Source organism: Ferrovibrio sp. (genome assembly GCF_002796975.1).
In the GTDB taxonomy this organism is placed as follows: Bacteria; Pseudomonadota; Alphaproteobacteria; order Ferrovibrionales; family Ferrovibrionaceae; genus Ferrovibrio.
Window position 1 is genome coordinate 1 of record NZ_PEKV01000026.1, and the last position, 23,445, is coordinate 23,445.

Below are 23,445 nucleotides of genomic sequence, written 5' to 3' on the forward strand. Positions count from 1 at the left end.
CCCCTGCGACATCATGGTGGTGAGCCATGTGCCGGTGGTGCCTGGTGCCGTGATCCGCTCGCGTCCGATCGGCGCGCTGAAGATGGAAGACGAAGCCGGCGGCGACGAGAAAATCATCGCCGTGCCGGTCGACAAGCTGCATCCCTTCTACACCAACGTCGCGACCTACCAGGATCTTCCGGCCAGCCTGATCGAGCAGATCGAACACTTCTTCGTTCACTACAAGGATCTGGAGAAGGGCAAGTTCGTGAAGTCGGCCGGCTGGGTCGGCCCGGACGAGGCCGCCAGGATGATCACCGACGGCATCGTGCGGGCGGCCGGCATCCGCTAGTCGCAGACGCTATCTTTTTCAGAACTCCACAGCGGCGGCCGTATAATTCGGCCGCCATTTTTCGTTTCGGTTCGTCTCGCTTCGTTTCGGTTCGTTTGTGTTCGTTTCGGTTCGTTTGGCTTCGCTTGTGTTCGTTGGCGTTCGTAGCGCTTCGTTGGTGTTCGTTTCCCGTCTGGCTTGTCCGGCGCCCGGGTTTTTACAATCTGGAACAGATATAGAACATGAAATCCGATTTTCAAGCCCCCCCTGCTGCGTTTCGCTTTGACGGGAATGGCCTTGCCGTTTCCTCGCGCCAAGGCAGAAAGTCCTTCCGGGCCTGCCGGTTTTACGCCAAGCTTGCCACGCAAAGCGGAGGCAACGATCCGGCGTGACCGGCGAAACGCATAATCCGGCTCCGGCCGCGGCCCCCGCGCTGACCGACGACCTGCCGGCCGGGCTGCGGCGCGGCGCCGACCTGTCGCAGCTGGCCGACCCGCGGCTCGTCCGTACACTGACCTGGTGGCGCGGACTGCAGGACGCTCCGGGCCAGATCCCCGACCGCATCCGCCTCGACCCCACCCAGATTCCCGACCTGTTGGCCTATGCCATCCTGTGGGATGTGCTGCCGGCGCCCGACCATGATGGCGAAGCCGCCAGCAGCGGGACGGGGGATCGCCTGCGCTATCGCTGCCGCCTGGCCGGCACGATGCTGAACGATTTCTACGGCCGCGAAGCGCGCGGCCAATGGCTGCACGAGCAATATGGCGATGAGAGCGCGGCGATGCAGGTGGAATACGATGCCGTGGTGCGCCTGCGCCGTCCGCTGTGGACCGAACACCGCATGAGCTGGGCCGACAAGCCCTTCTACCGGTATCTGCGCCTGATGCTGCCGTTCACGCACCGCGCCGCGGCGGGCCGCAGCGATCAGCCGGCCCTGCGCCACGATCCCGACCGCGTGGCGCTGATTTTTAACGTGATCAGTTTCATCGGGGAGTAACGGGTAAAGTGTCGGCCACCGCAACTGCCGGCACCCNNCGGCAACGCTTCCACCTTGGCCCGATGACCCAGCCATCCCCTCCTGCCGCCTTACCCGCCAACGATTTGGATGCCGCGATGAACGCCGGCACCGACATGTCACGGTTGCAGGATGCGTCGCTGCTGCGCGCACTGACCTGGTGGCGGGGCCTGCCGTGTGAGTCCCTGGCGGCGGGCGTCATGCTGCCCGACCGCAGCCGCATCGATCCGGTGGCGATTCCCGACCTGCTGCCGCATCTGGTGCTGTGGGAGGTTCTGCATCAGACGGATGGCAGTCTGCGCTATCGCTGCCGGCTGGCCGGCACCGCGATGGTGGAGATTCATGGCTATGAATTCACCGGCCTGACGATGGAGGAATTCCACGGCGCCGAAAATGCCCGCATCCAGCCGGAATACGATTTCGTCGCGCGCTACGGCCGGCCGCATTACGTGGAACGCTCGCTGTTCTGGATGAACCGCGACTACCGCCGCTACCGCCGCCTGCTCCTGCCCTTCGGGGATGTCTCCGCCATGCGTGACGGCGTCGCAAAAATTCTCAATGTCGCGCATTTCCTGACGGAGTGATGACAAAAATGGGACCCCGGCTCGCGCTGCGCTTGGCCGGGGTGACGAATAAACTTGAACCGTCACCCCGGGCTTGACCCGGGGTCCCATTTTTTCCTTACCCCCGGTTATCCTGCAGAATAAACTCCGCGCCCTTTTCGGCGATCATCAGCGTCGGCGACGCCGTATTACCCGAGGTGATCAGCGGCATCGCGGAAGCATCGATCACGCGCAGACCATCCACGCCACGTACCTTCAGCCTGCCGTCGAGTACCGCCATCGGATCGCTGTCGACACCCATCTTCGCCGTACTGACCGGATGGAAGATCGTCGCGCCGATCTGTCCGGCGGCGACGCGCATATCCTCTTCGGTGCGGATATCCGGACCAGGCAGGTATTCTTCGGGGTGGTATTTCGCCAAGGCCGGCGCCTGCACCAGACGGCGCGTCAGCTTGAGTGAATCCACCGCCACGCGCATGTCGTCTTCGGTGCTGAGGTAATTCGGCTGGATCGCCGGCGCCTGACGTGGATCGCTCGACTTGATGCGCACATGGCCGCGGCTGGTCGGCCGCAGGTTGCAGATCGACGCCGTGAAAGCCGGGAAGCTGTGCAGCGGCGAACCGAAGGCATCGAGCGACAACGGCTGGATATGGAATTCCACATTCGGCGTGTCATGCTCAGGGCTTGAGCGCGTGAACATCCCGAAGGTGCTGGGCGCCATGGTGAGGGGGCCGCGCCGGCGCAGCAGGTAGTCGAGCCCCATCAGGCCTTTGCCGAACCAGCCCATCTCGTTGATGGTCTTCAGCCCCTTCACCTTGTAGATCATGCGCAGCTGCAGATGGTCCTGCAGGTTTTCGCCCACGCCGGGCGAATGATGCACGACATCGATACCATGCTGCTTCAGCAGGTCTGCAGGGCCGATGCCGCTGAGCTGCAGCAGCTGCGGCGAGTTGATCGCACCGGCCGACAGGATGATCTCGCGCCTGGCCGTGAAGCGCCGGCGCTCGAAATCGTCGGACACGATCACGGACACCGCACGCGGACGGCCGCTCTCCGTCGCGGTTTCGAATTCGATCTTCTCAACCTGGGCCTTGAGCAGCAGCGTGATGTTGTTGCGGCTGTCGATCACCGGCTTGAGGAAAGCCGAGGCGGTCGACCAGCGCATGCCCTTCTTCTGGTTGACCTGGAAGTAACCCGAGCCTTCGTTGGTGCCGAGATTGAAGTCGCTGACGCGCGGAATGCCGATCTGCGCGCCGGCCTCGGCCACCGCCTCGATTAGCGGCCAGCGCACGCGCGCGTTTTCCACACGCCATTCGCCGCCGGAACCGTGCATGTCGCTTTTGCCGCCTTCGTGATCCTCATGTTTGAGAAAATAGGGCAGCACATCGTCCCAGCCCCAGCCGGAAAGACCCATCTGCGCCCAGGTGTCGTAATCCTGCACCTGGCCGCGCATGTAGACCATGGCGTTGATCGCGGTGCAGCCGCCGATCACCTTGCCACGCGCATAGCCGATCGAGCGGTTGTTCAGCCCCGGCACCGGCTCGGTCTTGTAGCACCAGTCGGCGCGCGGATTGCCGATGGCGAACAGATAGCCGATGGGAACATGATGCCAGATCCAGTTGTCGCGCCCGCCGGCCTCGATCACCAGGACTTTATGGCTGGGATTTTTCGAGAGGCGATTGGCGAGCAGCAGGCCGGCCGTCCCCCCGCCGACAATGATGTAATCGAAGGCCGCACCTTCGGTGACCGTTTTTTGATCTTGGGCCGACATGGCCGGGCGTTTCCTCGTTTTTACTTTAAATTGGTTTGCCTTTCAGTATCCTTGTTTGGCATTCCACGCTCAATGGTTTCGGGGGCAAACAAAAAGAAAAGGCAACAAGATGCTCTGGAAGAACAACACCATATATTTGCCAGAGGATTTATGGTCGGCATATGCGGAAGAATTAACCGACAGGTCTCTCCTACAAGCCGCAAAAACAGAAATTAATAAGAAGGGTATCCACGGAGGCCAGACTCTAGCCCTCGCCCATGAGCACTTCTGTCACCGATTTGGCGCCTCTTCAGGGCGTGGGGCATATTTTCTTGTTAATCCTCATGGCGCATTCACTGAGGCAACCCAAAAGACGCTCTTATCACTTTCTCGTGGCAACCTGACAATTTTAGATTTAGCAGGCGGAGCTGGAGCCGGCACCCTGTCAATTCTGACAACTTTATCATCACTTCGATTGGGCAATTACGAACCCCAACTTCCCACTAATATTACAATTATCAATGCTGACTTCTCAAGCGATGCCCAAGAGATCGCTCAGTCTATGCATGGTCGCTTAGAATCATGCCCTTCATCATTTACGCCAAAGACAAACCCAACAGCAGCCTGCGCTCGCAGCATCGCGCGGCGCATCTGGCAGTCGTCGCCACCTGTCGCGAGGTGTTTCTCTATGGCGGGCCGATGCTGGATGAGGCCGGCCGCGTGGCCGGCAGCCTGATGGTGCTGGACCTGGCAGATCGTGCCGGAAGTCACGCCCGGCAGCCTGGAGGCTGAACTGGCGACGCAGCGCGCGGCGCAGTAAAGGCGTGGATGGCCGGGACAAGCCCGGGCATGACGGTTCTCTCATTCATTCGTCATTCCCGCCAAGGCGGAAACCAGCAGATGGGACGACTGGGCTCCCGCCTTCGCGGGAGCGACGATGTGGGTTGCGTTTCTGCTTTTCGCGGGACTGACGACGTAAAGGCGGCGTCAGTCGCCGGCTTCGTTGCCTTCGGCCGTTGCAGTCTGCCGGCGGCGGCCCTGGGCCACCACACTGCGTTTCGCGTCAGCGACATCATTCGACAGCTGGATCGCGCTCAGCTGCAGCAGACGGCGACGCATGCCGTTGCGATCCAGCTTCTCGCGCCGCAGCTGCTGGCTGTCGCCGTCGGCCTGTACGCGCAGGATGCCGGTGGTAACGCGCGCCACCCGGCGTTCGGGCGGTCGCTGCGACACCGGCAGCAGCATGCGCGCCACCTCGTCATAGGCCAGCAGCGGCGCGCGGGCCGCGAGATGATCCAGCGCACCGACGAAGGCGGCGGATTCCCAGTCGTCGGGATTGTGGTTCGCCAGTTCCAGCGCGGTGAGATAGAGCAGCAGGGTCTGGCGCAGCAGGTTTTCCTGCGCGGTGGCGTTCAGGCGCAGGAAGCTGTCGCGGTCGACCAGGCCCCGGCCCGGATTGGTCGTCCGGGTCGCGGCGCGGGTTTCGGGACGGACGGGAGCAGCGGCCTGCTCGGCATGGCGTAAGGCGGTCATCGGTGAGTTCTCCATGGCGCCAGTCTGCCAAGGGAAAACGAAAAAACCGAGCAATATTAATATCTTAAACTGAGCCACGAGCTGTGTTTACTGAAACTGCTCAACCGGCTCAAAAAAACCAAGCTTGACCATGAAACTTACTCATAAGCCGCCAGTTACTAATGGGGTGACGAAACAACGAGACTGACCGATGAGCGACAATCAGAGCCGGGGGGAAAGGCTCCAGATCATGCTGACCGAGAGCGAGTTAAGTGCCCTCGACGACTGGCGTTTCCAGCGCCAGATGCCGAGCCGGGCCGCCGCCGTGCGCGAATTGCTGCGCCGCGGGCTGGCCGCCGAGGGCTTCGACCTCGCGGAGCGGAGCCAGAAGTCGAAGAGCTTCGGCATCATCGATGGCGGCAGCAGCAGCGGCGGCTGAATCCGCGGCTGCACTGTGACCAGCGCGTGGCCGGCTGCAGGGCGCCGGTTACAGGGCCTGGCCGCAGGCGAAACCGGACGACCACGCCCACTGGAAATTGAAGCCGCCGAGATGGCCGGTGACATCCACCGCCTCGCCGATCACATGCAGGCCGGGCACAGCACTAACCTCCATCGTCTGCGATGACAGCGCGGCCGTATCGATGCCGCCCAGCGTCACCTCGGCCTTGGCATAGCCTTCGCTGCCAGCCGGCACGAACTGCCAGGCTTTGCCGAGCATGGCGACGCCACGCAGTTTCGCATCCGACAGATCGGCGATACGGCCGGGCGTATTGCCCAGCTCGGCCAGACGGCGCGCCAGCCGCGCCGGCAGCCAGCGCTCCAGCTGCGTCGCCAGCTCCTGCTTCGGATGCGCGGCGCGCGCTGCTTTCAGTTCGGCAAACAGATCGACGCCGGGGCAAAGATCGAGCGTGATCGGCTGCGCCCTCGCCTGCTGCTCCCAGTAGGAGGAAATCTGGAGAATGGCCGGACCGCTCAGGCCGCGATGGGTGAACAACACGGCTTCGCGGAAGCTGCGCTTGCCGAGGCTGGCAATCGCATCCGGCACGGCGACGCCGGCCATGCCGTCCCAGCGCGCGGCGTCTACCGCGGAGAAGGTCAGCGGCACCAGCGCCGGCTTCGGCGCGATCACGCGGAGGCCGAACTGCTTCGCCACCTCATAGGCGAAACCGGTCGCGCCCATTTTCGGAATACTCGGCCCGCCGGTGGCGAGCACCAGTCTGGCCGCCTCGAATGCGCCGCCGCCAGTGCCGATGCGGAAGCCGCGCTCGGTTTTGGCGACGGCAGTGATCGGCGTCGCGAGCTGGATGGTGGCGGTCTGCGCTTCATCCAGCAGCAGCTGCACGATCTGGCGCGACGAGCCGTCGCAGAACAGCTGGCCGAGCGTTTTCTCGTGCCAGGCGATGCCGTGCTTCTCCACCAGCGCGATGAAATCGGCCTGCGTATAGCGTTTCAGCGCCGATTTGGCGAAATGCGGATTGTCCGACAGGAAGTCGGCGGCGGTGGCATGCAGATTGGTGAAATTGCAGCGCCCGCCGCCCGAGATGCGGATTTTCTCGCCGGGCGCGGCGGCGTGATCGAGCACCAGCACGCGGCGCCCTCTTTGTGCAGCGATACCGGCGCAGAACAGCCCGGCGCCGCCGGCACCGAGAATGATCGCGTCATAAGAGGACGTGGACATGGGAGGGTTTTATAAGAGGTTTCCCTGACTCCGTCATGCCCGGGCTTGACCCGGGCAGCCCATTAAATGGGACCCGCGGATCAAGTCCGCGGGTGACAAAGGCGGAGTCAAAACTTCCGCGCCGCCACGATGTAGCAGGCAATCGTCGCCTCGCCGAGCGCGCGCATCGCTTCCAGCCGGTGCAGGCCGGCCACCAGCACATAGCGTTTCTGCGCCTCGTCGCGGCGCACCTGGATCGGCACCTTCAGGCCGCCATCGCCGACGATCTCGTCGGCCAGCGCCGCCGTCTTCGCTTCATCCAGCGTGCCCTTGAATTTCGCCGGCACGTAGATCTCGGCGAGCTTCACCGGAATGGCCTTCATCATGCTGCGTCGTCCCCGTCGGAATAGCTGATCTCGATCACTTCGATCTGTTCCGGTCCATGCGGCGTGCGCAGTTCAACCACGTCGCCCTCGCGCGCCTTCATCAGCGCGCGGGCGACCGGCGAAATCCAGCTGATCTCGCCCTGCTCGATGCGCGCCTCGTCGATGCCGACGATGCGGATGGTGCGCTCCGTCCCGTTGTGATCGTAGGTGACGGTGGCGCCGAAAAACACCTGTTCGCGGTTCTTCTGCAGCCTGGGATCGACCGGCTCGGCGATCTCCAGCCGCTTGAGCAGGAAGCGGATGCGGCGGTCGATCTCGCGCAGGCGCTTCTTGCCGTAGAGATAGTCGCCATTCTCCGAACGGTCGCCGTTGCCAGCCGCCCAGGAGACGATCTCCACCACTCTGGGCCGCTCGACCGATTTCAGCTGGCGCAACTCGCCCTGCAGGCGGCGCAGGCCGGCCGGGGTGATGTAGTTCTTCGCGCCCACCGGGATCGCCGGGGCGCCGTCGAACTCTTCCTCGACCCCAGAAAGATCTCCTGTGTCGGTCTCTTTGGTGAAGGCCTTGCTCATACGCTTACCATATCATAATCGTCATGCCCGGGCTTGACCCGGGCATCCATTTTAATGGGACCCTCGGGTCAGGCCCGGGGGTGACAAATTAGCTTCGGGCCATGACCACCATCTACATCGATGCCGATGCCTGTCCGGTCAAGGACGAGGTCTACCGCGTGGCCGAACGCCATGGCGTGGCCGTCGTGGTGGTGGCGAACAGCTGGCTGAACATCCCGCGCCACCTGCCCTGGCTGCGGCTGCAGGTGGTGGCCGAAGGGCTGGACAAGGCGGATGACTGGATCGCCGAGGTGGCGACCACCGGCGACGTGGTGATCACCGCCGATGTGCCGCTGGCGGCGCGCTGCGTGAAAACCGGGGCGAAGGTTCTGGCACCGACCGGGCGGGAATTCAGTGAGGCCTCGATCGGCATGGACCTGGCGTCGCGCAACCTGATGAGCGACCTGCGCTCGGCCAATCCGACCGAAAGCTTAGGCGGCGGGCCGCGGCCGTTTTCGCAGAAGGACCGCTCGGCTTTCCTGCAGGCGCTGCATGCAATGCTGGAGAAGCTGAAGCGCGGCTAGCTCAGCCGGCGCGGCCTATCCAACTCTTTCGATGGCCTTGATCGGACCGCGCGGACGGCCGGACTTGTCGGCAATCTCGCGGTCCTGCGCCTCGATGAAGGCCCGTGCCACGTCTTCCTCGTCGTCGAACTGGCCGAACTTGTCGATCGGCACCTTGCGGTTCGAGGTCTGGGCGCCATCCTGGTAGGTGACATTGAAGATCGCGAACGCGGAATTGGGATTGAATTTCTTCTTGGCCATGACGGCGCACTCCGGGGTAAACGCTCAGTCCTGATCCGGCTTGTCGCCGTCCATGGGCGTTTCGTCGTCCTCGGGCGGCAAGCCAGCCGCCTTGCGCCGTTCGGATTCCTCCTGCCGGCGCTGCAGCTTTTCCTTCTTCTTCTCTTCTTTGGCGCGGTTGCGATCAGCGCGCTGCTGGCCATAGTTCGGCTTGAACGCCATCGCGTCCTCCTGCCTGCTGGAATCAGAAATAAGAAAGGGGCGCCCGTCGCCGGGCGCCCCTGAGACTCTTCGGCTGAAAGCCTTAGACGGCCTTCAGATTAACGGCCGAGCTCTTACCGCGCTTCGGGTCGTTCTGAATTTCGTAAGCGACCTTCTGGCCTTCGTTGAGGCTGCTGAGGCCAGCGCGCTCAACGGCCGAAATGTGCACGAACACGTCCGCGCCGCCTGCTTCCGGCTGAATGAAGCCGTAACCCTTGGTGCCGTTAAACCATTTCACAGTGCCAGTGGCCATGTGGGTATTCCTTCGTCTCAGATGTAGCGGCGACGTACTCATGTACGTCGCATCAGACTTGTCCAGGGGCTAGAAGGTCTGGACGCCCATCCGAAACGAAAATTCGAACGAAGGGGTAACAGGCCGGTAGTCCGTAGTAGAATGACGACCCTAAAATAGGATGTTTTGTCATTCCTGCAAGGCCGAGGACCGAACTTCTCCTCCCCCGCCCTGGCATAAGTCGACCACCGATAACGCGAAACGACGGGTTTGGTTCCCCGCCTGCGACGCCAAGTTGCGGTTTTGTCGTTGATTCCCGTCAGAACCGGCGCTACACAGCCCCGCCCCTGAAATCCGCCCCAAAAGCCGGTCGTGACCGCCGATACCCCCCATATTCCACACGAAGATGCCGTATTGCAGCAGAGGCTGCATGCGATTTTCTTCGATCTGTGGCGCTTCGGCAGCAATGCCCTGGTCGGCTGGCGGCCCAGCTTGCGCGGCATCGAGGTGATCACCCTGCCGAAAGTCCGGCTGTTTGCCGACCATGGCCGGCATCTTCCCGTATTCAGCGAAGGCAGCCTGATGGAGGGCGTGGCGCTGGATGATGTCGCCCGCCTGCTGGACGTGCAGCCGGTGGAACTGCGGCTGGAGCAGCGTATCGGCACGGGTGCCGGCGAAATCCCGCCCGCCCTGGTCGAGCGCGTCTTCCGCCTGTTCACCGTGCGCAAGGTGCTGCACCGCGCCGTGTTGCTGATCGACATCGTCGGCTTTTCCAAGGCCGAACCCGAAGTGCAGGCCGCCCAGCTCACCACGCTGGAATTCTCGCTCAACCTCGCCGAGGAAATGGCGCGCGCCCAGGGGCTGGCGGTGACGTTCGGCCGCACCACGACGGGCGACGGTTTTTATGTCTGGAACGAGCGGTCGGGCCTGCGCGCCGATATCGACTTCTTCTGCGCCGTGGCGATCTTCCAGATTGTCTTCGCGGCACTGAAGCGGACGTCGACCCATACGGAAGCCGTGCCGGTGCTGCGGCTGTGCCTGAGTATCGGCAGCCATTTCGTCTATCACCAGCCGCGCAAGGACGGCGGCGATGCCGGCGCCTTCATCGTCGGCGATGTGACCATACAGGTCGCACGCCTGATCAGTTCGGCCCTGCCCGATCAGATGCTGGTGGGCGATTTCCAGCGTCCGCTCGGTCTGGGGCAGAACCGCGCCAATGCCGAAACCTTCCTGCTGGCCGTGAGCGAGCGGCTGACGGCGCTGAAAGACCTGCGGGTGCTGGGCTATCGCATTGACCGCATCGGCTTCTACCTGACCGGTCCGCGCGATACGGAAGGTCGCCATGTACCGGCGCTGATGACGATCACCGACAAGCACGGCTTCGAGCATCGCTGCTACAATGCCAAACTGAATGCCTTCGCCGAACAGGGCGAGCCTTATTACTGCGGCCTGCAGCACGGCGATTTACAGAAAGACTAGCGCCGGCAGGCGGCGAGGTCGAAGCCGTCGAGTTTGGCCGCTTCAAGCCGCGCATTGCTGAAGTCGGTGGCGAGATGCCGGCCGCTGAACCGGCCGTTGCCGAGATAGATCGGCAACTGGCCCGGTACGGCCTCCTGCAGATCGGCCCAGCGCAGGTCGGCTTCGTTAAAGCGCACGCCGGCGAGCCGCGCCGCCTGGAAATTCGCGCCGGTCAGGTTGGCGCGACTGAAGCTGGCGAGCAGCAGGCTGGCGCGGGCAAAGCTGCAGCCGCGCAGGTCGCAACCGGCGAAATCGGCGCCATCCAGTTCCATGCCGGAAAAATCGTGATATGGCAGCCGCTGGCCGGCCAGGCTGAGCTGACGGCCGGCGGCGCCATCGGTCTGCATCCAGGCGCGATGCTGGGCAATCCCGGCCAGCAGGTCGGTGGTGAAATCGGCGACGGTGACCAGCGGCGGCGCCGCCTTGCTGAAGCCCGCGGTATCGACGCCGCGCAGGGTCGCGCCGGAGAAATCGGCGCCGAAGGCCGACACATTCTCCACCGTGGCATTGACGATCTGCGCGCCGCTCAGGTTCGCGCCGGTCAGCCGTGTGCCGATCAGGCGGGAGTCGCTCAGGTTTGCGCCGCTCAGGTTGGCGTAAGACAGATCCGCACCGCGCAGGCTGCTGCCGAAGAAATTCGCACCCGACAGATCGGCGCCGACCAGCGAGGCGCCGCTGAGATCGAAGCCGGAAAACTGCGCGCGAGACGCCGTGGCGTAATCCAGCAGGCAGTTGCTGAGATCGGACATCTCGGTGCCGGCGCGCGCCGATGAGAAACTCTGGGCATGCGTCTCCGCCCCGTCCCTGGCATTACTGGGCCGCATCATCACGCCACCACGAAAATCGGCATCCACCAGAATAGCGTTATTGAGATTGGCGCCGCGCAGATTGGTGCCGCGCAGGATGGCGCGGGTCAGGTTGGCCTGCTGCAGGTCGGCGCGGGCCAGGTCGGCACCGAACAGGTCGGCCTCGGCCAGGTCGGCGCGGCCGAAACGGGCGGCACGCAGGTTGCTGCCGGCCAGCTTGGCGCGCGGCATGGCGCGGCCTTCGAAGTTGGCGTTTTCCAGATCGCGATGGGCGAGGTCGACGACGTCCACCGCGCCCGCAGCCATGGCGGCGGGATCCCAGATCGTCGGATCACGGGGCGAAAGCGGCTGACGATGGCGGTGGGCGGTCGGCATGAGCAGGCGGGGGTCTCGAAGCGGGCGCCTGTCTAGCACGATTCATATGTGTGCAAAGGATTATGTTTTATAGCTGTTCCAAACAACAAACGGCCCGGACTGGAAGGTCCGGGCCGCTGGATTGGCTGAATACAATTTCGTCGCGTCGCGACAAATGTTTGCAGGGGCTATAAGCCCTTCACGATGTCCTCGACCATCTTCTTGGCGTCGGCCAATAACATCATTGTGTTGTCCTTGTAGAACAACTCGTTGTCGATACCGGCGTAACCAGAGGCCATCGAGCGTTTCACGAATAGCACGGTCTTGGCCTTGTCGACGTCGAGAATCGGCATGCCGAAGATCGGGCTTTTCGGGTCGTCGCGCGCCGCCGGGTTGGTCACGTCGTTGGCGCCGATCACGAAGGCGACGTCCGCGGTCTGGAATTCGGAGTTGATCTCCTCCAGCTCGAACACCTCGTCATAGGACACATTGGCTTCGGCCAGCAGCACGTTCATATGGCCCGGCATGCGGCCCGCCACCGGATGGATGGCGTATTTCACTTCCACGCCCTCTTCCTTCAGCTTGTCGCCCATTTCGCGCAGGGCATGCTGGGCCTGACTCACCGCCATGCCGTAACCTGGCACAATGATGACCTTGCCGGCATTCTTCATGATGAAGGCCGCGTCGTCGGCCGAGCCCTTCTTGTAGGCGCGGTCGACCTTCTCGCCACTGCTTGCTGCCGAGGTGTCGCCACCGAAGCCGCCGAGGATGACGTTGAACAGCGAGCGGTTCATGCCCTTGCACATGATGTAGGACAGGATCGCGCCCGAGGAGCCGACCAGCGCACCGGTGACGATCAGCGCGGGATTCTGCAGCGTGAAACCGATACCGGCCGCGGCCCAGCCCGAATAGCTGTTCAGCATCGACACGACGACGGGCATGTCGGCGCCGCCGATCGGGATGATGATGGTGAAACCGACGATCAGCGCCAGGATGGTGACGGCCCAGAACAGTTCGCGGCTGGGTTCCATGCAGAAGGCCACGGTCAGGGCGAGGATGCCCAGGCCGATGGCGGCGTTCAGCATATGCTGGCCCTTGAAGATCACCGGGCTGCCCGAGACCAGGCCCTGCAGCTTGGCAAAAGCGACCAGCGACCCCGAGAAGGTGATGATGCCGATGACGACACCGAGCGCCATTTCGATGCGCGCGGCAACCGTGATGACGCCTGCAGCATTGAGAATGCCGTAGGGCGCCGGATTGTAGAAGGCCGCCGCCGCCACCAGCACGGCAGCAAGGCCGACGAGGCTGTGCATCGCGGCCACCAGCTGAGGCATCGCCGTCATCTGGATGCGGCGGGCCAGCACGGTGCCGACACCGCCGCCGATCACGAGGGCGACGATCACCCAGGCGATGGAGCCGGTCAGATCGCCGAGATTGGCGATGGTGGTCAGCACGGCAATGCCCATGCCGACCATGCCGTAGGTGTTACCCTTGCGGCTGGTCTCCGGCGAGGAGAGGCCACGAAGCGCCATGATGAAAAGGATGGAGCTGACGAGATAGAGCAGCGCGGTCAGTTGGATCGACATGGCGCGGCCCTCACTTCTTTTCTTTTTTCTTGTACATCGCCAGCATGCGCTGCGTGACGAGGAAGCCGCCGAAGATATTCACGGCCGCCAGCGCAATCGCCAGCAGGCCGAAGATCTTCGAGGCATCGAACATCGAGGATGCGCCGGCCGCGATCAGTGCGCCGACGATGATGACCGAGGAGATCGCGTTAGTGACGCTCATCAGCGGCGTATGCAGTGCCGGAGTCACACTCCAGACCACGTAATAGCCGACGAAGCAGGCCAGCGCGAAGACGGTCAGCAGCGAGAAGAAGGAGTAAATCTCACCCATGATCAATTCCCCTCTTTCAGCTGCGGATGGACCACCTGGCCGTCACGCACCACACAGGTGCCGGTCACTGTTTCGTCTTCCAGGTTGAACCTGAATGCCTTGCCGTCCTTGTCCCAGTGCGGCGACAGGAAGTTCCACAGGTTCTTGGCATAGAGGTTGGACGCATCGACCGGCACGCGGCTGGGATAGTTGCTGTATCCCACCACCTTCACGCCGTTCACGTTGACCACTTCGTCGACCTTCGACAGCGGGCAGTTGCCGCCGGACTCCACGGCAAGATCGATGATCACCGAGCCGGGGCGCATCGAACGCACCATCTCTTCGGTGACCAGCACCGGCGCCGGGCGGCCCGGGATCAGGGCGGTGGTGATGATGATGTCCTGCTTCTTCACCGTCTCGGCGATCAGGGCCGCCTGCTTGGCCTTGTATTCGGCCGACATTTCCTTGGCGTAGCCGCCGGAAGTCTGCGAGGTACGGGCCTCTTCATCGTCGACCCAGACGAACTTGCCGCCGAGGCTTTCGACCTGCTCCTTGGTGGCCGGGCGCACATCGGTGGCCGACACCACGGCGCCGAGACGCTTGGCGGTGGCGATGGCCTGCAGGCCGGCGACGCCGACGCCCATGATAAAGACGCGGGCCGGGGCAATCGTGCCAGCCGAGGTCATCATCATCGGGAAGGCGCGGCCGAAATGCTGGGCGGCATCCAGCACCGACTTGTAGCCGGCGAGATTGGACTGCGAAGAAAGAATATCCATCGACTGCGCGCGCGTGATGCGCGGCATCAGTTCCATGGCATAGGCCGAGATACCGGCGGCGGCGTAGGCCTTGACCTGCTCGCGCTGCTGCAGCGGCTGCAGGGCCGAGACCAGCACGGCGCCCTTCTTCAGCAGCGCCAGTTCGTCATTGCCCTCGGCAGCCGTCATCGGCCGCTGCACCTTCAGCACCATGTCGGCATCGCCAACCGTGCTCTTCGCGTCAGCGGCAATTTGCGCGCCCATCGCGGTGTACTGGTCGTCGGGGATGTCGGCGGCAAGTCCGGCGCCAGTTTCGATCACGACCGTGCAGCCGAGGCCGACGAATTTCTTCACCGTTTCCGGCGAGGCCGCAACGCGCTTTTCGCCAGCGCGGCGTTCTTTCGGTATTCCGATTTTCATGCCAACTCCCCCCGGCGCATCATCTGCGCCCAAAACAAAGACGGCGCCAATGCGGCGCCGTCCGGCAGGCTCAGACGACGAAGATCGCCATCAGGATCAGAATGATGATGACCGTCGCGGACCCCCAGGTCGTCATCTTCATGAAGCCTGCCCAGGACGACTTGTGCTGACTGATGTCCATGGAGCCCATCTTGTGTTCTTCGGCCATAATTCCCTCTGGTCGCTTTATGGATTGAATCGGCTGGGATATTACGCCGGGCGCCAAAGTCCGCACAACCCCTGCCCGGCATTCCGGCGGTCCTTACCTCACGGCGGAAGGGCCTGTTTTTACGGCTGAATCCGGACCAATCAGTCAGGCGATCAGGCCAACGAGCCGGCCGATCTGCTGGTGGGCCGCCGCGGCCCTGGCCTGCCCCGGCACCGGCGTTCCTCCGCCAGCGGCAGATGGGGCTTCCTTGCCGTTGCCACCGCCTGCCTGCTCGCGTTCAGCTCTTCCGGCCTTGGCTTCCGCTGCTTCAGCCTGCTGCTGTTCCTGCTCGGCGCGCTTTTCCTCGCGGATCTGAGCCAGGGCTTCAAGCCGAAGTTGGGCAGCCGCGGCTGCCACCGCACGGTCCTGGCCCGACGGATCTGCCGGCGCGAGGGCAGCGGCGGCAACCTGAGTTGCCTTCTGCAGCGTCGCCTCGGGATCGCTCTCGGCGCCGAGATCGATCGCCACTTCCCCGCCAGTGGCATACATCTGTCCATCTGGCCCGCGCGTGTAGGTATAGCTCGGCGCACCGGCATGCGCGCCGCCGACGCTGGCGTGGGCGCGTTCATGCGCACGCACCTTGGCGTCGATCTGCTTGAGCTTGGCGACCTGCGCCTGCTCTTCCTCACTCAGGTCGCTGGCTGCGGCGTTTCCTGACGATTGGCCCTGGCCGGCTTCCTGCGCCGTCAGCAGCGTGGCACTGGCCAGCCGCCCACCGCCGGTCGCGATACTGCCACCCGCGCTCTGCTGACGTGGACCGAAACCGGATTGCTGCTGCTGCGCCTGCGCCGTCTGCGCGGCGGCGACCGACAGGCCGGGAAACTGTGCCTGCAGGCCGGCGCGGTTGACTGCGCCATGTTCGCTGCAATCGAGCGAGGTACAGGCAGCACTGCCGTCGCTGGCCAGGCTCGACGGCGTGGCCACGACAGTTGAAGATGCGCCGTAACTCTGGATCGAGCCCGGCGAGAAGAGCGACAAACTGCCGATCATATGCCTTGCCTGAAGGTTCGGCATATTTTCCGCGTAAAACTGGGCGACGGCAACCGGGAATCAGCACGCGGCGATCAACTGGCCGTCAGCGGCGCCAGTCAGCGGCGACGGCGCTCGCCCACCCGGCTCAGGCCCCGGCTGGCGCGGCCGGCACCGGGCTGGAAAGCCGTTTCGCCCGGCTCGGGCTGTACGCCATGCGAGCCGTAGACTTCGTCCACACTGGCGCGATGGCGGTCGAGATCGGATTCAAAAGCTGCCGGTTGATGAGTGTTGTCCGGCTGTGGCGCCCGTCCTGTCGGCGCCGGTTCCTTCGGCGTTTGCGGCGGCATGGCGAGAATTCCTTCAAGGCCAAGTCGCCATTCAACACGGCAGATGTGCGGAAAGTTCCGCTTTTTGCCGGTGCGGTAAATCATATTCAGTCAAACCGCTTGCAATTTTCGGTTTGAATGCACGCGCGAAACGTCGAGAATACCGGTGGGACTCATGGGCGTAACTCAAGCGGGCAAATGGAAACCGACCAGGCCAGCACCAGACCGCAGACCGTCGACAGCGCGATCAATCAGCGACTGTTCGAGACGTCGCTCGACCTTATCCTGGTCGTTGACCGCAAGGGCGAGCTGATCAGGGTCAGCCCCAGTTCGCAATCGATCCTCGGCCGTCCCTTTACCAGCATGACCGGCCGCAACGCGATCGACTTCCTGTTCGCCGATGATCTGGAAAACACCCGCAACGAAATGCGGCTGGCACGGCGCGGCAACCAGATGCGCAACTTCCAGTGCCGTTATGTGCACAAGGACGGCCACCCGGTACCGCTGGTCTGGACTGGCGTATGGTCGCAGCAGGAAGAACAGTATTTTTTCATCGGTCGCGACATGACCGAACACAACAAGCAGGAAGAGCGCCTGCGGCGCGCCCAGCGGCTGGATGCGGTCGGCCAGCTCACCGGCGGCATCGCGCATGATTTCAACAACCTGCTGGCGGTGATGATCGGCAATCTCGACATGATCGTCGCGGATACGGCGGTGAACAAGGAAATCAAGGATTATGCTGAGAATGCGCTGCATGCGGCGCTACGCGGCGCAGAGTTGACGCGCCAGTTGCTGGCCTTTGCCCGCCGGCAGTCGCTGAAGGCCGAGCGCTTCGACCTCAATACCCGCGTGGCCGGCACCATCGACCTGTTGCGCCGTACGCTGGGCGAGACGACCGAGATCAAGACGGTTTTCGCTGGCGATCTGGAAGATGCCTTCGCCGATCCGGCACAGTTCGACGCCGCACTGGTCAACCTTGCCATCAACGCGCGCGATGCCATGCCGGCCGGCGGTCGCCTGACCATCGAGACCGAGAATGTGATGCTCGATGAATATTACTGCCGTTCCAATGCCGAAGTGGTGCCCGGCCATTATGTGATGACCGCGGTCTCCGATACCGGCATGGGCATGACACCCGAGACGCTGTCGCGCGCTTTCGAACCCTTCTTCACCACCAAGCCGGTCGGCGCCGGAACCGGCCTGGGCCTAAGCATGGTCTATGGCTTTGCCCGGCAATCGCGCGGCCATATCAAGATCTACAGCGAGCAGGGTCACGGCACCACCGTGCGGCTCTATCTGCCGCGTGCCCCCGACAGCGCCGCCGAAGCGAGCCAGATTACCGCGGCTGCGCAGCCCGAACCGCGCGGCGGTGAGTGCATCCTGGTGGTCGAAGACAATCCCGATGTGCGCAAGGTGGTGGTGACGCAGCTGAAGCAGCTCGGCTACCAGACGCTGGAAGCCGACAACGGCCAGGTCGCGCTCAACATCCTGAAGCACGAAGCCACCGTCGACCTGGTATTCAGCGACATGGTGATGCCTGGCGGCATCAGCGGCGCCAAGCTGGTGGTGTTGGCACACGGCCAGCGACCCGGCATCAAGATCCTGCTGACCTCGGGCTTTGCCAAAGGCTCGGTACAGGGCAGCGAGGAGATCCCGCCTGGCGTGGAATTCCTCAGCAAACCCTACCGGCGCGCCGAACTGGCCGCAAAGCTGCGCACCGTGCTGGACGCCAAGCCCTAGGGCACCTGCAGGCCGGCGATTTTCAGCGCCGCCTTCTGGCGCTTTTCCAGCGCCGCCACATCGAAGCCTTCGATCAGGTCGTGGAACAGCCGGTGCCAGTTGATCTCGGCATTGAGATGCAGGAACACGCCGCCGAGTCCGATGGCGGCGCGGTCCATGAAGACGAATTCGCGTGGCGGCGTGACGCCGCCGAGATCGCGCAGCTGGCGATGCACCTTCTCGGCCACTTCGCGGCCATAGACGCCGGACGATTCCATTTCCTGGATTCGGCGCGGACGATCTTCCAGCAGCGGCGCATAGACGAACTCAGCCCAGAGATTGAGCGTGTCGATCACCTCGTTGCTGAGCCCCGTGAAGCCCCAGGTCTCATAGGCATGCACGGCCAGCGCGCGGTCGTTGGTGGAAATCGCGCGATAGAGGTCGATCACGCCGCCGACGAATATCGGGGGAAAAATGCGCACGCAGCCAAAATCGAGCAAATTGATACCGAAATCATCGCGTACCGTGTAATTGCCCAGATGCGGGTCGCCGTGGATCACACCGCAGCGGTAGAAGGGTACATACCAGGCGCGGAAGAGATTCAGCGCGATGGCATTGCGGGTTTCGATCGGTGCGTCCTTGAACTCAAGCAGCCGGCGCCCCTCCAGCCAGGTCATCGCCAGCAGGCGTTTGGTGGTGAGATCGGGAACAACCTCCGGCACATGCACGCCGGTCTCATCGCCCAGCATCGCGCCATAGAGCCGCATATGGCGGCTTTCGAGTTCGTAATCCAGTTCCTCGCGCAAACGCGCGGCGATCTCGTCGTGGATATGACGCGTGTCGATGGCGGCATCGTAGCGGCGATAGATGCCGAAGATCAGCTTGAGCTGCCGCAGGTCGGCCTCTACCGCCGAAGCCATGTCGGGATATTGCAGTTTTACGGCCAGCTGACGATCATCTTTTGCGGTCGCATGATGCACCTGACCCAGACTGGCTGCCGCGGCGGCGGTCAGGTCGAAACTTTTGAACTTCGCCTGCCATTGCGGCCCAAGCTCGGCCACCATGCGGCGCTTGACGAAAGCCTGGCCCATCGCCGGCGCATTGGCCTGCAACTGCGCCAGTTCCTGCACATACTCTTTCGGCAGCGCGTCCGGGATGGTGGACATGATCTGCGCCACCTTCATCAGCGGACCTTTCAGCCCGCCGAGCGCGGCACGCAGATCGGCCGCATGCTGGGCGCGATCCATCTTGACACCCAACACGCGCTCGGCGCCAAGTCTTGCCGCCAACCCACCAACCGAGGCGCCGACTTTGGCGTAGCGCCGGACGCGACCGAGCGGGCTGTCGCGCTCAGGCATCAGGATAGCTGTTCCAGCTCGTCGATGAAGCCTTCGATCACACCGAGCCCCTTGGACCAGAAGGCCGGATCGGAGGCATCGAGGCCGAACGGCTGCAGCAGCTCCTTGTGCCGCAGAGTGCCGCCGGCGCGCAGCATGGTGAAATACTTTTCCTGGAAGCCCTGTTCGGCATCCTGGTAGCGCGCATAGAGCGCATTCACCAGGCAATCTCCGAAAGCATAGGCATAGACGTAGAAGGGCGAATGCACGAAATGCGGGATGTAGCACCAGAACGGGCTGTAATCCTGATCCAGCTTCAGCGCCGGGCCGAGGCTTTCGCCCTGCACGCCCATCCAGATTTCGCCGATGCGGTCCGGCGTCAGTTCGCCCTCTCGGCGGGCAGCGTGAAGATTGCGCTCGAATTTGAAGAAGGCGGTCTGGCGTACCACGGTGTTGATCATGTCCTCCACCTTGGAGGCGAGCATGATCTTGCGGCGCTCCGGCCCCGCGGCATCGAGCAGCGCACGGAAGGTCAGCTGCTCGCCGAACACAGATGCGGTCTCGGCCAGCGTCAGCGGCGTATCCGACATGAGCGGGCCCTGTTCGGCGGCCAGCAGCTGGTGCACACCATGCCCCAGCTCATGCGCGAGCGTCATCACGTCACGGGTGCGGCCCTGATAGTTCAGCAGCAGATACGGATGCGCGCTCGGTACGGTGGGATGAGCGAAGGCACCCGAGGCCTTGCCAGGCCGCGCCGGCGCGTCGATCCAGGCATTGTCGAAGAACTTCTTGCCCAGGTCGGCGAGCTGCGGCGAGAAGCGGCCATAGGCCTTCAGCACGATGTCGCGCGCCTCATCCCAACCGATCATGCGGTCGCTGTCTTCCGGCAGCGGCGCATTGCGGTCCCACCAGTTGAGCTTCTTCACGCCCATCCACTTCGCCTTCAGCTTGTAATAGCGATGCGAGAGTTTTGGGTAGGCCGCCGTCACGGCGTCGGTCAGCGCATTGACCACTTCGGGTTCAACGCAGTTGGATAGGTGGCGATAGGCCTCCGGCGTCGGATATTTGCGCCAGCGGTCCTCCACTTCCTTGTCCTTGATCAGCGTGTTGGTGATCAGGGCAAACAGCCGGATATTCTGCTTGAATACCTTGGCCAGCGTCTTGGCTGCCAGCTTGCGCGTCTTGGCATCCTTGTCGGAAAGCTTATGCAGCACCTGTTCTGCGGTCCGCTGATCTTTGCCCCAGGTGAAGCGCAGACCGGCCATGGTCTCGTCGAACAGGCGGTTCCAGGCGGCGCGGCCGGCCACTGCCTTCTCATGGAGCAAGCGCTCGAGTTCATCGTCCAACTGGTGGTCGCGGAACAGCCGCAGGTCGCGCAGCCAGGGGCGATAATGCGCCAGCTTCGCTGACTCCATGTATTTCTTCTCAAGCGCAGTCTCTTCGATGCGGTTGATCTCCAGTGTGAAGAACAGCAGCTTCGTGCCGATGTCGTTCAGCTTCTCCTGCATGTCCTGGTAGAAGCCGGCAATCTTCGGATCGGCCATGTCGCCGGCATAGGCCAGCGAGGCATAGGAGTACATGCGGCCGATCAGGTCCTGCAGTTCCTCGTATTCGCCGATCATGCCGGCGAGTTGTTCACCGCTGGCACCGGCTACCTTGCCCTTCCACTGCTGTTCCAGTTTCGCGGCCCGCTCGGCCACGTTGCCGAGATCGCGCTTGAGTTCGGCAGATTCCAGACCCGGATAGAGATCGGTGAGATCCCAGACCGGCAGGGCGCCGAGATCGTTGGCAGGCGCGGCGCTGGCGGTGGAAACGGCGGGAGAAGCCATGGGAGATACCTCTTTTTATAATCGCTCAAGTATATGGGCAGAGCCGGCCGGTTTGACCAGACCGCCGAATGCGACAATCCGGTCAATCAAGCCGGGAAATTAGGCAGAAATACGCCCGACCTTACGGGGTCAGCAGAAAATGGGCATGCGCGGCAGCCACCGGCCTGGCCGGGTCGTCCTGCCAGGCCTCGGCGCGCACATTGGCGACGCGTCGGCCATGCTTGGTGATGATGGCGCGGGCAAAGGTTTCGACCGGCCGCGCCGAGCGCAGGTAGTCCACCTGCAGGTCGATGATCTTGGGAATACGGTCGGCATCGGCCGACCAGATCAGTTGCACGATGGCGGCCGATTCCAGCAGCGCGCCGACCACGCCGCCATGCAAGGCCGGNNAGGCCGAGAAAGCGGAAATACGGCACAGCGGCCAGGAAAGGCGAGAAATCGCGCTGCGCTCGCGCTTCGGCGATCAGCTTTTCGAAATCGACGCTCACGGCGCAGCCCCTGGCACTTTTGCACCTTTGGGCAGCGGCGGCTTGTCGGATGAGCCGATCATGAAGGTGCCGACGCAGTTGGCCACCAGATCGTCCGGCGTTTCCGGGTGATAGGCGCGGCCGCGCGCAAAGGCGATCGAACGCGTCAGCTTGTAGCATTCGGCCGTGGCGTAAAGTTCCTTCTGCGCCAGGGCGGGCTTGAGATAGTCGATGCGCAGATCGAGCGTGGCAATGGCTTGCAGCTTCTGCTGCGCGGCGAACAGCGCGGCAAACACCGCCATACCGGCGACGCTGTCGATCAGTGAGGTGACGGCGCCGCCATGCAGGATGCCGCTGACCGGATCGCCGACCAGATCGGCATTATAGGGCAGCGACAGGGTAACGTGGCTTGCCTTCACCTCGATCACCCGCACGCCCAGCGCTGCACAATGAGGAATCCCCTGCAGCACCATCGCTTCGACCACCTTGGGGTCGATAGCGTCGGAGCTGATCTGTGGCACTTCGCTCAAAGCTTATCCGACCAGGTTGTGGTAGCGGCGATACCAGTCGACGAAGCGCGGAATGCCGACATCGATCGGCGTGGTCGGCGCGAAGCCAGTATCGCGCTGGATTGCCGAGATATCGGCAAAGGAGGCCGGCACATCGCCTTCCTGCAGCGGCAGGAACTGCTTTTCGGCCTTGCGGCCCACTTCCTTCTCGATCAACTCAATCATACGCATCAGCGGCTCTGACCGGTTGTTGCCGATATTGTACAACCGATACGGCCGGCCCTGTTCATTCGGCGGCGGCGGATTATCGAGTGTCTTGATCACGCCATTCACGATGTCGTCGATGTAGGTGAAGTCACGCTTCATGTTCCCGTGATTGAACACCTGGATCGGGCGACCTTCGAAAATTGCCTTGGTGAAAATGAACATCGCCATGTCCGGCCGTCCCCAGGGACCATAGACCGTGAAGAAGCGCAGGCCGGTCTGCGGGAAGCCGAACAGATGCGAATAGGCATGGCTGATCAGCTCGTCGGCCTTCTTGGTGGCGGCATAGAGCGAGACCGGCGAATCGACGCGGTCTTCGACGGCAAACGGCAGCTTGGTGTTGCCGCCATAGACCGAAGACGATGAGGCATAGACGAAATGCCGGCAGTTTTTCAGGCCGCGGGCAAATTCCAGCATCACGGTATGGCCAAGTACGTTGGCGCGGATATAGGCGTAAGGGTTAATCAGCGAATAGCGCACGCCGGCCTGCGCCGCCAGATGGATCACGCGGTCGATATCGGCACCTTTGGCCGCATCCCGCACTGCATCAGGCTCAGCGATATCGACCTTGAAAAATTTGAACCCTTTTTGCCCCTGCAACTGGTCAAGTCGTGCGCGCTTGAGCGCCGGATCGTAATAATCATTCAGATTATCCAGACCGACGACCTCTTCGCCGCGCTGCAGCAGAACCTGCGCGACATGGAAGCCGATAAAACCGGCGGCGCCAGTGAGCAAAATGGCCATTTATTCGATCCGGGACGGGCTGTGCTGCGTTGACTGTATCGCGCTAACTACCACAATCACTTGAAAGAGCAACCGGCCCTGCCCCAAGCGGTTTTCCTCTCGACCGAGCGAAGCGACCGCCCTATAATTAGGTAAGCAATGCTGACCTAATTGGCGGCAGGCGCGCCGGATCGGCGCTTACGGTAGCGGGAGGAGCACCGGATGCTGGCGAATGTTACGCTGGACGACAAATACACCCTCGAGCGCGGCCGGGTTTTCCTGAC

27 protein-coding genes and 1 pseudogene are annotated in these 23,445 nt (G+C 63.0%); 8 read left to right on the top strand and 20 right to left on the bottom strand.

Annotated features, from left to right (window positions below; genetic code table 11):
- The 3 genes from CTR53_RS20795 to CTR53_RS20805 all read left to right on the top strand — a co-directional run.
- Nucleotides 1-331: inorganic diphosphatase (locus tag CTR53_RS20795; RefSeq protein WP_290818289.1), on the top strand; the 331-nt coding region annotated here is incomplete at its 5' end.
- A 367-nt stretch (nucleotides 332-698) separates the two neighbouring features.
- Nucleotides 699-1,307, top strand: a complete 609-nt coding sequence (locus CTR53_RS20800) for a hypothetical protein (protein WP_290818294.1) — start codon at nucleotides 699-701, stop codon at nucleotides 1,305-1,307.
- Between the two features lie 116 nt (nucleotides 1,308-1,423).
- Nucleotides 1,424-1,909 (top strand): PAS domain-containing protein, encoded by a 486-nt coding sequence (locus tag CTR53_RS20805; protein WP_290818297.1) that lies wholly within the window; start codon nucleotides 1,424-1,426, stop codon nucleotides 1,907-1,909.
- A gap of 97 nt (nucleotides 1,910-2,006) precedes the next feature.
- On the opposite strand, the gene CTR53_RS20810 is transcribed toward CTR53_RS20805, so the two are convergent.
- Nucleotides 2,007-3,659 (bottom strand): GMC family oxidoreductase, encoded by a 1,653-nt coding sequence (locus tag CTR53_RS20810; protein WP_290818299.1) that lies wholly within the window; start codon nucleotides 3,657-3,659, stop codon nucleotides 2,007-2,009.
- A 561-nt stretch (nucleotides 3,660-4,220) separates the two neighbouring features.
- On the opposite strand from CTR53_RS20810, the gene CTR53_RS20815 reads away from it, so the two are divergent.
- Nucleotides 4,221-4,430 (top strand): YciI family protein, encoded by a 210-nt coding sequence (locus CTR53_RS20815; protein WP_290818302.1) that lies wholly within the window; start codon nucleotides 4,221-4,223, stop codon nucleotides 4,428-4,430.
- A gap of 195 nt (nucleotides 4,431-4,625) precedes the next feature.
- On the opposite strand, the gene CTR53_RS20820 is transcribed toward CTR53_RS20815, so the two are convergent.
- The gene (locus CTR53_RS20820; protein ID WP_290818305.1) at nucleotides 4,626-5,171 is read right to left on the bottom strand and encodes a hypothetical protein; all 546 of its coding nucleotides are present in this window, start codon (nucleotides 5,169-5,171) and stop codon (nucleotides 4,626-4,628) included.
- 190 nt (nucleotides 5,172-5,361) lie between these two features.
- On the opposite strand from CTR53_RS20820, the gene CTR53_RS20825 reads away from it, so the two are divergent.
- Entirely contained in the window at nucleotides 5,362-5,589 is a 228-nt protein-coding gene (locus CTR53_RS20825; RefSeq protein ID WP_290818308.1) for a hypothetical protein, read from the top strand.
- Between the two features lie 48 nt (nucleotides 5,590-5,637).
- Here the strand turns inward: CTR53_RS20825 and CTR53_RS20830 are convergent, their stop codons facing one another.
- From CTR53_RS20830 to greB, 3 genes are all read right to left on the bottom strand, one after another.
- Nucleotides 5,638-6,828 (bottom strand): NAD(P)/FAD-dependent oxidoreductase, encoded by a 1,191-nt coding sequence (locus tag CTR53_RS20830; protein WP_290818311.1) that lies wholly within the window; start codon nucleotides 6,826-6,828, stop codon nucleotides 5,638-5,640.
- Nucleotides 6,829-6,935: 107 nt separating this feature from the next.
- Complete coding sequence (locus CTR53_RS20835; protein WP_290818314.1) at nucleotides 6,936-7,193, bottom strand: ParB N-terminal domain-containing protein; 258 nt, start codon at nucleotides 7,191-7,193, stop codon at nucleotides 6,936-6,938.
- A complete protein-coding gene (gene greB, locus CTR53_RS20840) occupies nucleotides 7,190-7,765 on the bottom strand; it encodes a transcription elongation factor GreB (RefSeq protein ID WP_290818317.1) in 576 nt (191 codons plus the stop codon). The genes CTR53_RS20835 and greB overlap by 4 nt, the downstream gene beginning before the upstream one ends.
- Nucleotides 7,766-7,866: 101 nt before the next feature.
- Between greB and CTR53_RS20845 the strand changes: the two genes are divergently transcribed.
- Complete coding sequence (locus tag CTR53_RS20845) at nucleotides 7,867-8,328, top strand: YaiI/YqxD family protein (RefSeq protein ID WP_290818320.1); 462 nt, start codon at nucleotides 7,867-7,869, stop codon at nucleotides 8,326-8,328.
- Nucleotides 8,329-8,343: 15 nt separating this feature from the next.
- Here CTR53_RS20845 and CTR53_RS20850 read toward each other — a convergent pair whose 3' ends face one another.
- From CTR53_RS20850 to CTR53_RS20860, 3 genes are all read right to left on the bottom strand, one after another.
- A complete protein-coding gene (locus tag CTR53_RS20850; protein WP_290818323.1) occupies nucleotides 8,344-8,568 on the bottom strand; it encodes a hypothetical protein in 225 nt (74 codons plus the stop codon).
- A 24-nt stretch (nucleotides 8,569-8,592) separates the two neighbouring features.
- Entirely contained in the window at nucleotides 8,593-8,769 is a 177-nt protein-coding gene (locus CTR53_RS20855; RefSeq protein ID WP_290818326.1) for a hypothetical protein, read from the bottom strand.
- Nucleotides 8,770-8,851: 82 nt separating this feature from the next.
- A complete protein-coding gene (locus CTR53_RS20860; RefSeq protein ID WP_290818329.1) occupies nucleotides 8,852-9,061 on the bottom strand; it encodes a cold-shock protein in 210 nt (69 codons plus the stop codon).
- Nucleotides 9,062-9,412: 351 nt separating this feature from the next.
- Between CTR53_RS20860 and CTR53_RS20865 the strand changes: the two genes are divergently transcribed.
- Nucleotides 9,413-10,519 (top strand): hypothetical protein, encoded by a 1,107-nt coding sequence (locus tag CTR53_RS20865; protein WP_290818331.1) that lies wholly within the window; start codon nucleotides 9,413-9,415, stop codon nucleotides 10,517-10,519.
- On the opposite strand, the gene CTR53_RS20870 is transcribed toward CTR53_RS20865, so the two are convergent.
- The 7 genes and pseudogenes from CTR53_RS20870 to CTR53_RS20900 form a co-directional block, all read right to left on the bottom strand.
- Entirely contained in the window at nucleotides 10,516-11,670 is a 1,155-nt protein-coding gene (locus CTR53_RS20870; protein ID WP_290818333.1) for a pentapeptide repeat-containing protein, read from the bottom strand. The two genes, CTR53_RS20865 and CTR53_RS20870, sit on opposite strands and share 4 nt — an antisense overlap.
- Before the next feature lie 236 nt (nucleotides 11,671-11,906).
- Nucleotides 11,907-13,304, bottom strand: a complete 1,398-nt coding sequence (locus tag CTR53_RS20875) for an NAD(P)(+) transhydrogenase (Re/Si-specific) subunit beta (protein WP_290818337.1) — start codon at nucleotides 13,302-13,304, stop codon at nucleotides 11,907-11,909.
- Between the two features lie 10 nt (nucleotides 13,305-13,314).
- Nucleotides 13,315-13,596 (bottom strand): annotated as a pseudogene (locus CTR53_RS20880) (proton-translocating transhydrogenase family protein); the annotation flags it as partial.
- Between the two features lie 20 nt (nucleotides 13,597-13,616).
- A complete protein-coding gene (locus tag CTR53_RS20885) occupies nucleotides 13,617-14,768 on the bottom strand; it encodes a Re/Si-specific NAD(P)(+) transhydrogenase subunit alpha (RefSeq protein ID WP_290818340.1) in 1,152 nt (383 codons plus the stop codon).
- A 70-nt stretch (nucleotides 14,769-14,838) separates the two neighbouring features.
- On the bottom strand, nucleotides 14,839-14,976 hold the full coding sequence (locus CTR53_RS20890) for an aa3-type cytochrome c oxidase subunit IV (RefSeq protein ID WP_290818343.1): 138 nt from the start codon (nucleotides 14,974-14,976) through the stop codon (nucleotides 14,839-14,841).
- A gap of 144 nt (nucleotides 14,977-15,120) precedes the next feature.
- Nucleotides 15,121-16,005, bottom strand: a complete 885-nt coding sequence (locus CTR53_RS20895) for a putative metalloprotease CJM1_0395 family protein (RefSeq protein ID WP_290818346.1) — start codon at nucleotides 16,003-16,005, stop codon at nucleotides 15,121-15,123.
- 98 nt (nucleotides 16,006-16,103) lie between these two features.
- Nucleotides 16,104-16,334 (bottom strand): hypothetical protein, encoded by a 231-nt coding sequence (locus CTR53_RS20900; RefSeq protein WP_290818348.1) that lies wholly within the window; start codon nucleotides 16,332-16,334, stop codon nucleotides 16,104-16,106.
- A 177-nt stretch (nucleotides 16,335-16,511) separates the two neighbouring features.
- Here CTR53_RS20900 and CTR53_RS20905 point away from each other — a divergent pair, with 177 nt between their 5' ends.
- Nucleotides 16,512-18,053, top strand: a complete 1,542-nt coding sequence (locus tag CTR53_RS20905) for an ATP-binding protein (protein ID WP_290818351.1) — start codon at nucleotides 16,512-16,514, stop codon at nucleotides 18,051-18,053.
- Here the strand turns inward: CTR53_RS20905 and CTR53_RS20910 are convergent.
- The 5 genes from CTR53_RS20910 to CTR53_RS20930 form a co-directional block, all read right to left on the bottom strand.
- Nucleotides 18,050-19,390: an AarF/ABC1/UbiB kinase family protein gene (locus CTR53_RS20910; protein WP_290818354.1), complete on the bottom strand. Its 1,341-nt coding sequence runs from the start codon at nucleotides 19,388-19,390 to the stop codon at nucleotides 18,050-18,052. The genes CTR53_RS20905 and CTR53_RS20910 overlap by 4 nt on opposite strands.
- The gene (locus tag CTR53_RS20915; protein ID WP_290818356.1) at nucleotides 19,390-21,198 is read right to left on the bottom strand and encodes a M3 family oligoendopeptidase; all 1,809 of its coding nucleotides are present in this window, start codon (nucleotides 21,196-21,198) and stop codon (nucleotides 19,390-19,392) included. Before CTR53_RS20915 ends, CTR53_RS20910 begins: the two co-directional genes overlap by 1 nt.
- Before the next feature lie 121 nt (nucleotides 21,199-21,319).
- Entirely contained in the window at nucleotides 21,320-21,580 is a 261-nt protein-coding gene (locus CTR53_RS20920; protein ID WP_290818359.1) for a PaaI family thioesterase, read from the bottom strand.
- Nucleotides 21,581-21,682: 102 nt separating this feature from the next.
- On the bottom strand, nucleotides 21,683-22,186 hold the full coding sequence (locus CTR53_RS20925) for a PaaI family thioesterase (RefSeq protein ID WP_290818365.1): 504 nt from the start codon (nucleotides 22,184-22,186) through the stop codon (nucleotides 21,683-21,685).
- A gap of 12 nt (nucleotides 22,187-22,198) precedes the next feature.
- Entirely contained in the window at nucleotides 22,199-23,182 is a 984-nt protein-coding gene (locus CTR53_RS20930) for an NAD-dependent epimerase/dehydratase family protein (RefSeq protein WP_290818362.1), read from the bottom strand.
- Between the last annotated feature and the right edge of the window lie 263 nt (nucleotides 23,183-23,445).

Bases quoted from the DNA above. Each gene is read 5' to 3' on its own strand.
- CTR53_RS20805 (WP_290818297.1), top strand. From the start codon at position 1,424: ATGAACGCCGGCACCGACATGTCACGGTTGCAGGATGCGTCGCTGCTG.
- CTR53_RS20810 (WP_290818299.1), bottom strand. From the start codon at position 3,659: ATGTCGGCCCAAGATCAAAAAACGGTCACCGAAGGTGCGGCCTTCGAT.
- CTR53_RS20815 (WP_290818302.1), top strand. From the start codon at position 4,221: ATGCCCTTCATCATTTACGCCAAAGACAAACCCAACAGCAGCCTGCGC.
- CTR53_RS20820 (WP_290818305.1), bottom strand. From the start codon at position 5,171: ATGACCGCCTTACGCCATGCCGAGCAGGCCGCTGCTCCCGTCCGTCCC.
- CTR53_RS20825 (WP_290818308.1), top strand. From the start codon at position 5,362: ATGAGCGACAATCAGAGCCGGGGGGAAAGGCTCCAGATCATGCTGACC.
- CTR53_RS20830 (WP_290818311.1), bottom strand. From the start codon at position 6,828: ATGTCCACGTCCTCTTATGACGCGATCATTCTCGGTGCCGGCGGCGCC.
- CTR53_RS20835 (WP_290818314.1), bottom strand. From the start codon at position 7,193: ATGATGAAGGCCATTCCGGTGAAGCTCGCCGAGATCTACGTGCCGGCG.
- greB (WP_290818317.1), bottom strand. From the start codon at position 7,765: ATGAGCAAGGCCTTCACCAAAGAGACCGACACAGGAGATCTTTCTGGG.
- CTR53_RS20845 (WP_290818320.1), top strand. From the start codon at position 7,867: ATGACCACCATCTACATCGATGCCGATGCCTGTCCGGTCAAGGACGAG.
- CTR53_RS20850 (WP_290818323.1), bottom strand. From the start codon at position 8,568: ATGGCCAAGAAGAAATTCAATCCCAATTCCGCGTTCGCGATCTTCAAT.
- CTR53_RS20855 (WP_290818326.1), bottom strand. From the start codon at position 8,769: ATGGCGTTCAAGCCGAACTATGGCCAGCAGCGCGCTGATCGCAACCGC.
- CTR53_RS20860 (WP_290818329.1), bottom strand. From the start codon at position 9,061: ATGGCCACTGGCACTGTGAAATGGTTTAACGGCACCAAGGGTTACGGC.
- CTR53_RS20870 (WP_290818333.1), bottom strand. From the start codon at position 11,670: ATGGCTGCGGGCGCGGTGGACGTCGTCGACCTCGCCCATCGCGATCTG.
- CTR53_RS20875 (WP_290818337.1), bottom strand. From the start codon at position 13,304: ATGTCGATCCAACTGACCGCGCTGCTCTATCTCGTCAGCTCCATCCTT.
- CTR53_RS20885 (WP_290818340.1), bottom strand. From the start codon at position 14,768: ATGAAAATCGGAATACCGAAAGAACGCCGCGCTGGCGAAAAGCGCGTT.
- CTR53_RS20890 (WP_290818343.1), bottom strand. From the start codon at position 14,976: ATGGCCGAAGAACACAAGATGGGCTCCATGGACATCAGTCAGCACAAG.
- CTR53_RS20895 (WP_290818346.1), bottom strand. From the start codon at position 16,005: ATGATCGGCAGTTTGTCGCTCTTCTCGCCGGGCTCGATCCAGAGTTAC.
- CTR53_RS20900 (WP_290818348.1), bottom strand. From the start codon at position 16,334: ATGCCGCCGCAAACGCCGAAGGAACCGGCGCCGACAGGACGGGCGCCA.
- CTR53_RS20905 (WP_290818351.1), top strand. From the start codon at position 16,512: ATGGAAACCGACCAGGCCAGCACCAGACCGCAGACCGTCGACAGCGCG.
- CTR53_RS20910 (WP_290818354.1), bottom strand. From the start codon at position 19,390: ATGCCTGAGCGCGACAGCCCGCTCGGTCGCGTCCGGCGCTACGCCAAA.
- CTR53_RS20915 (WP_290818356.1), bottom strand. From the start codon at position 21,198: ATGGCTTCTCCCGCCGTTTCCACCGCCAGCGCCGCGCCTGCCAACGAT.
- CTR53_RS20930 (WP_290818362.1), bottom strand. From the start codon at position 23,182: ATGGCCATTTTGCTCACTGGCGCCGCCGGTTTTATCGGCTTCCATGTC.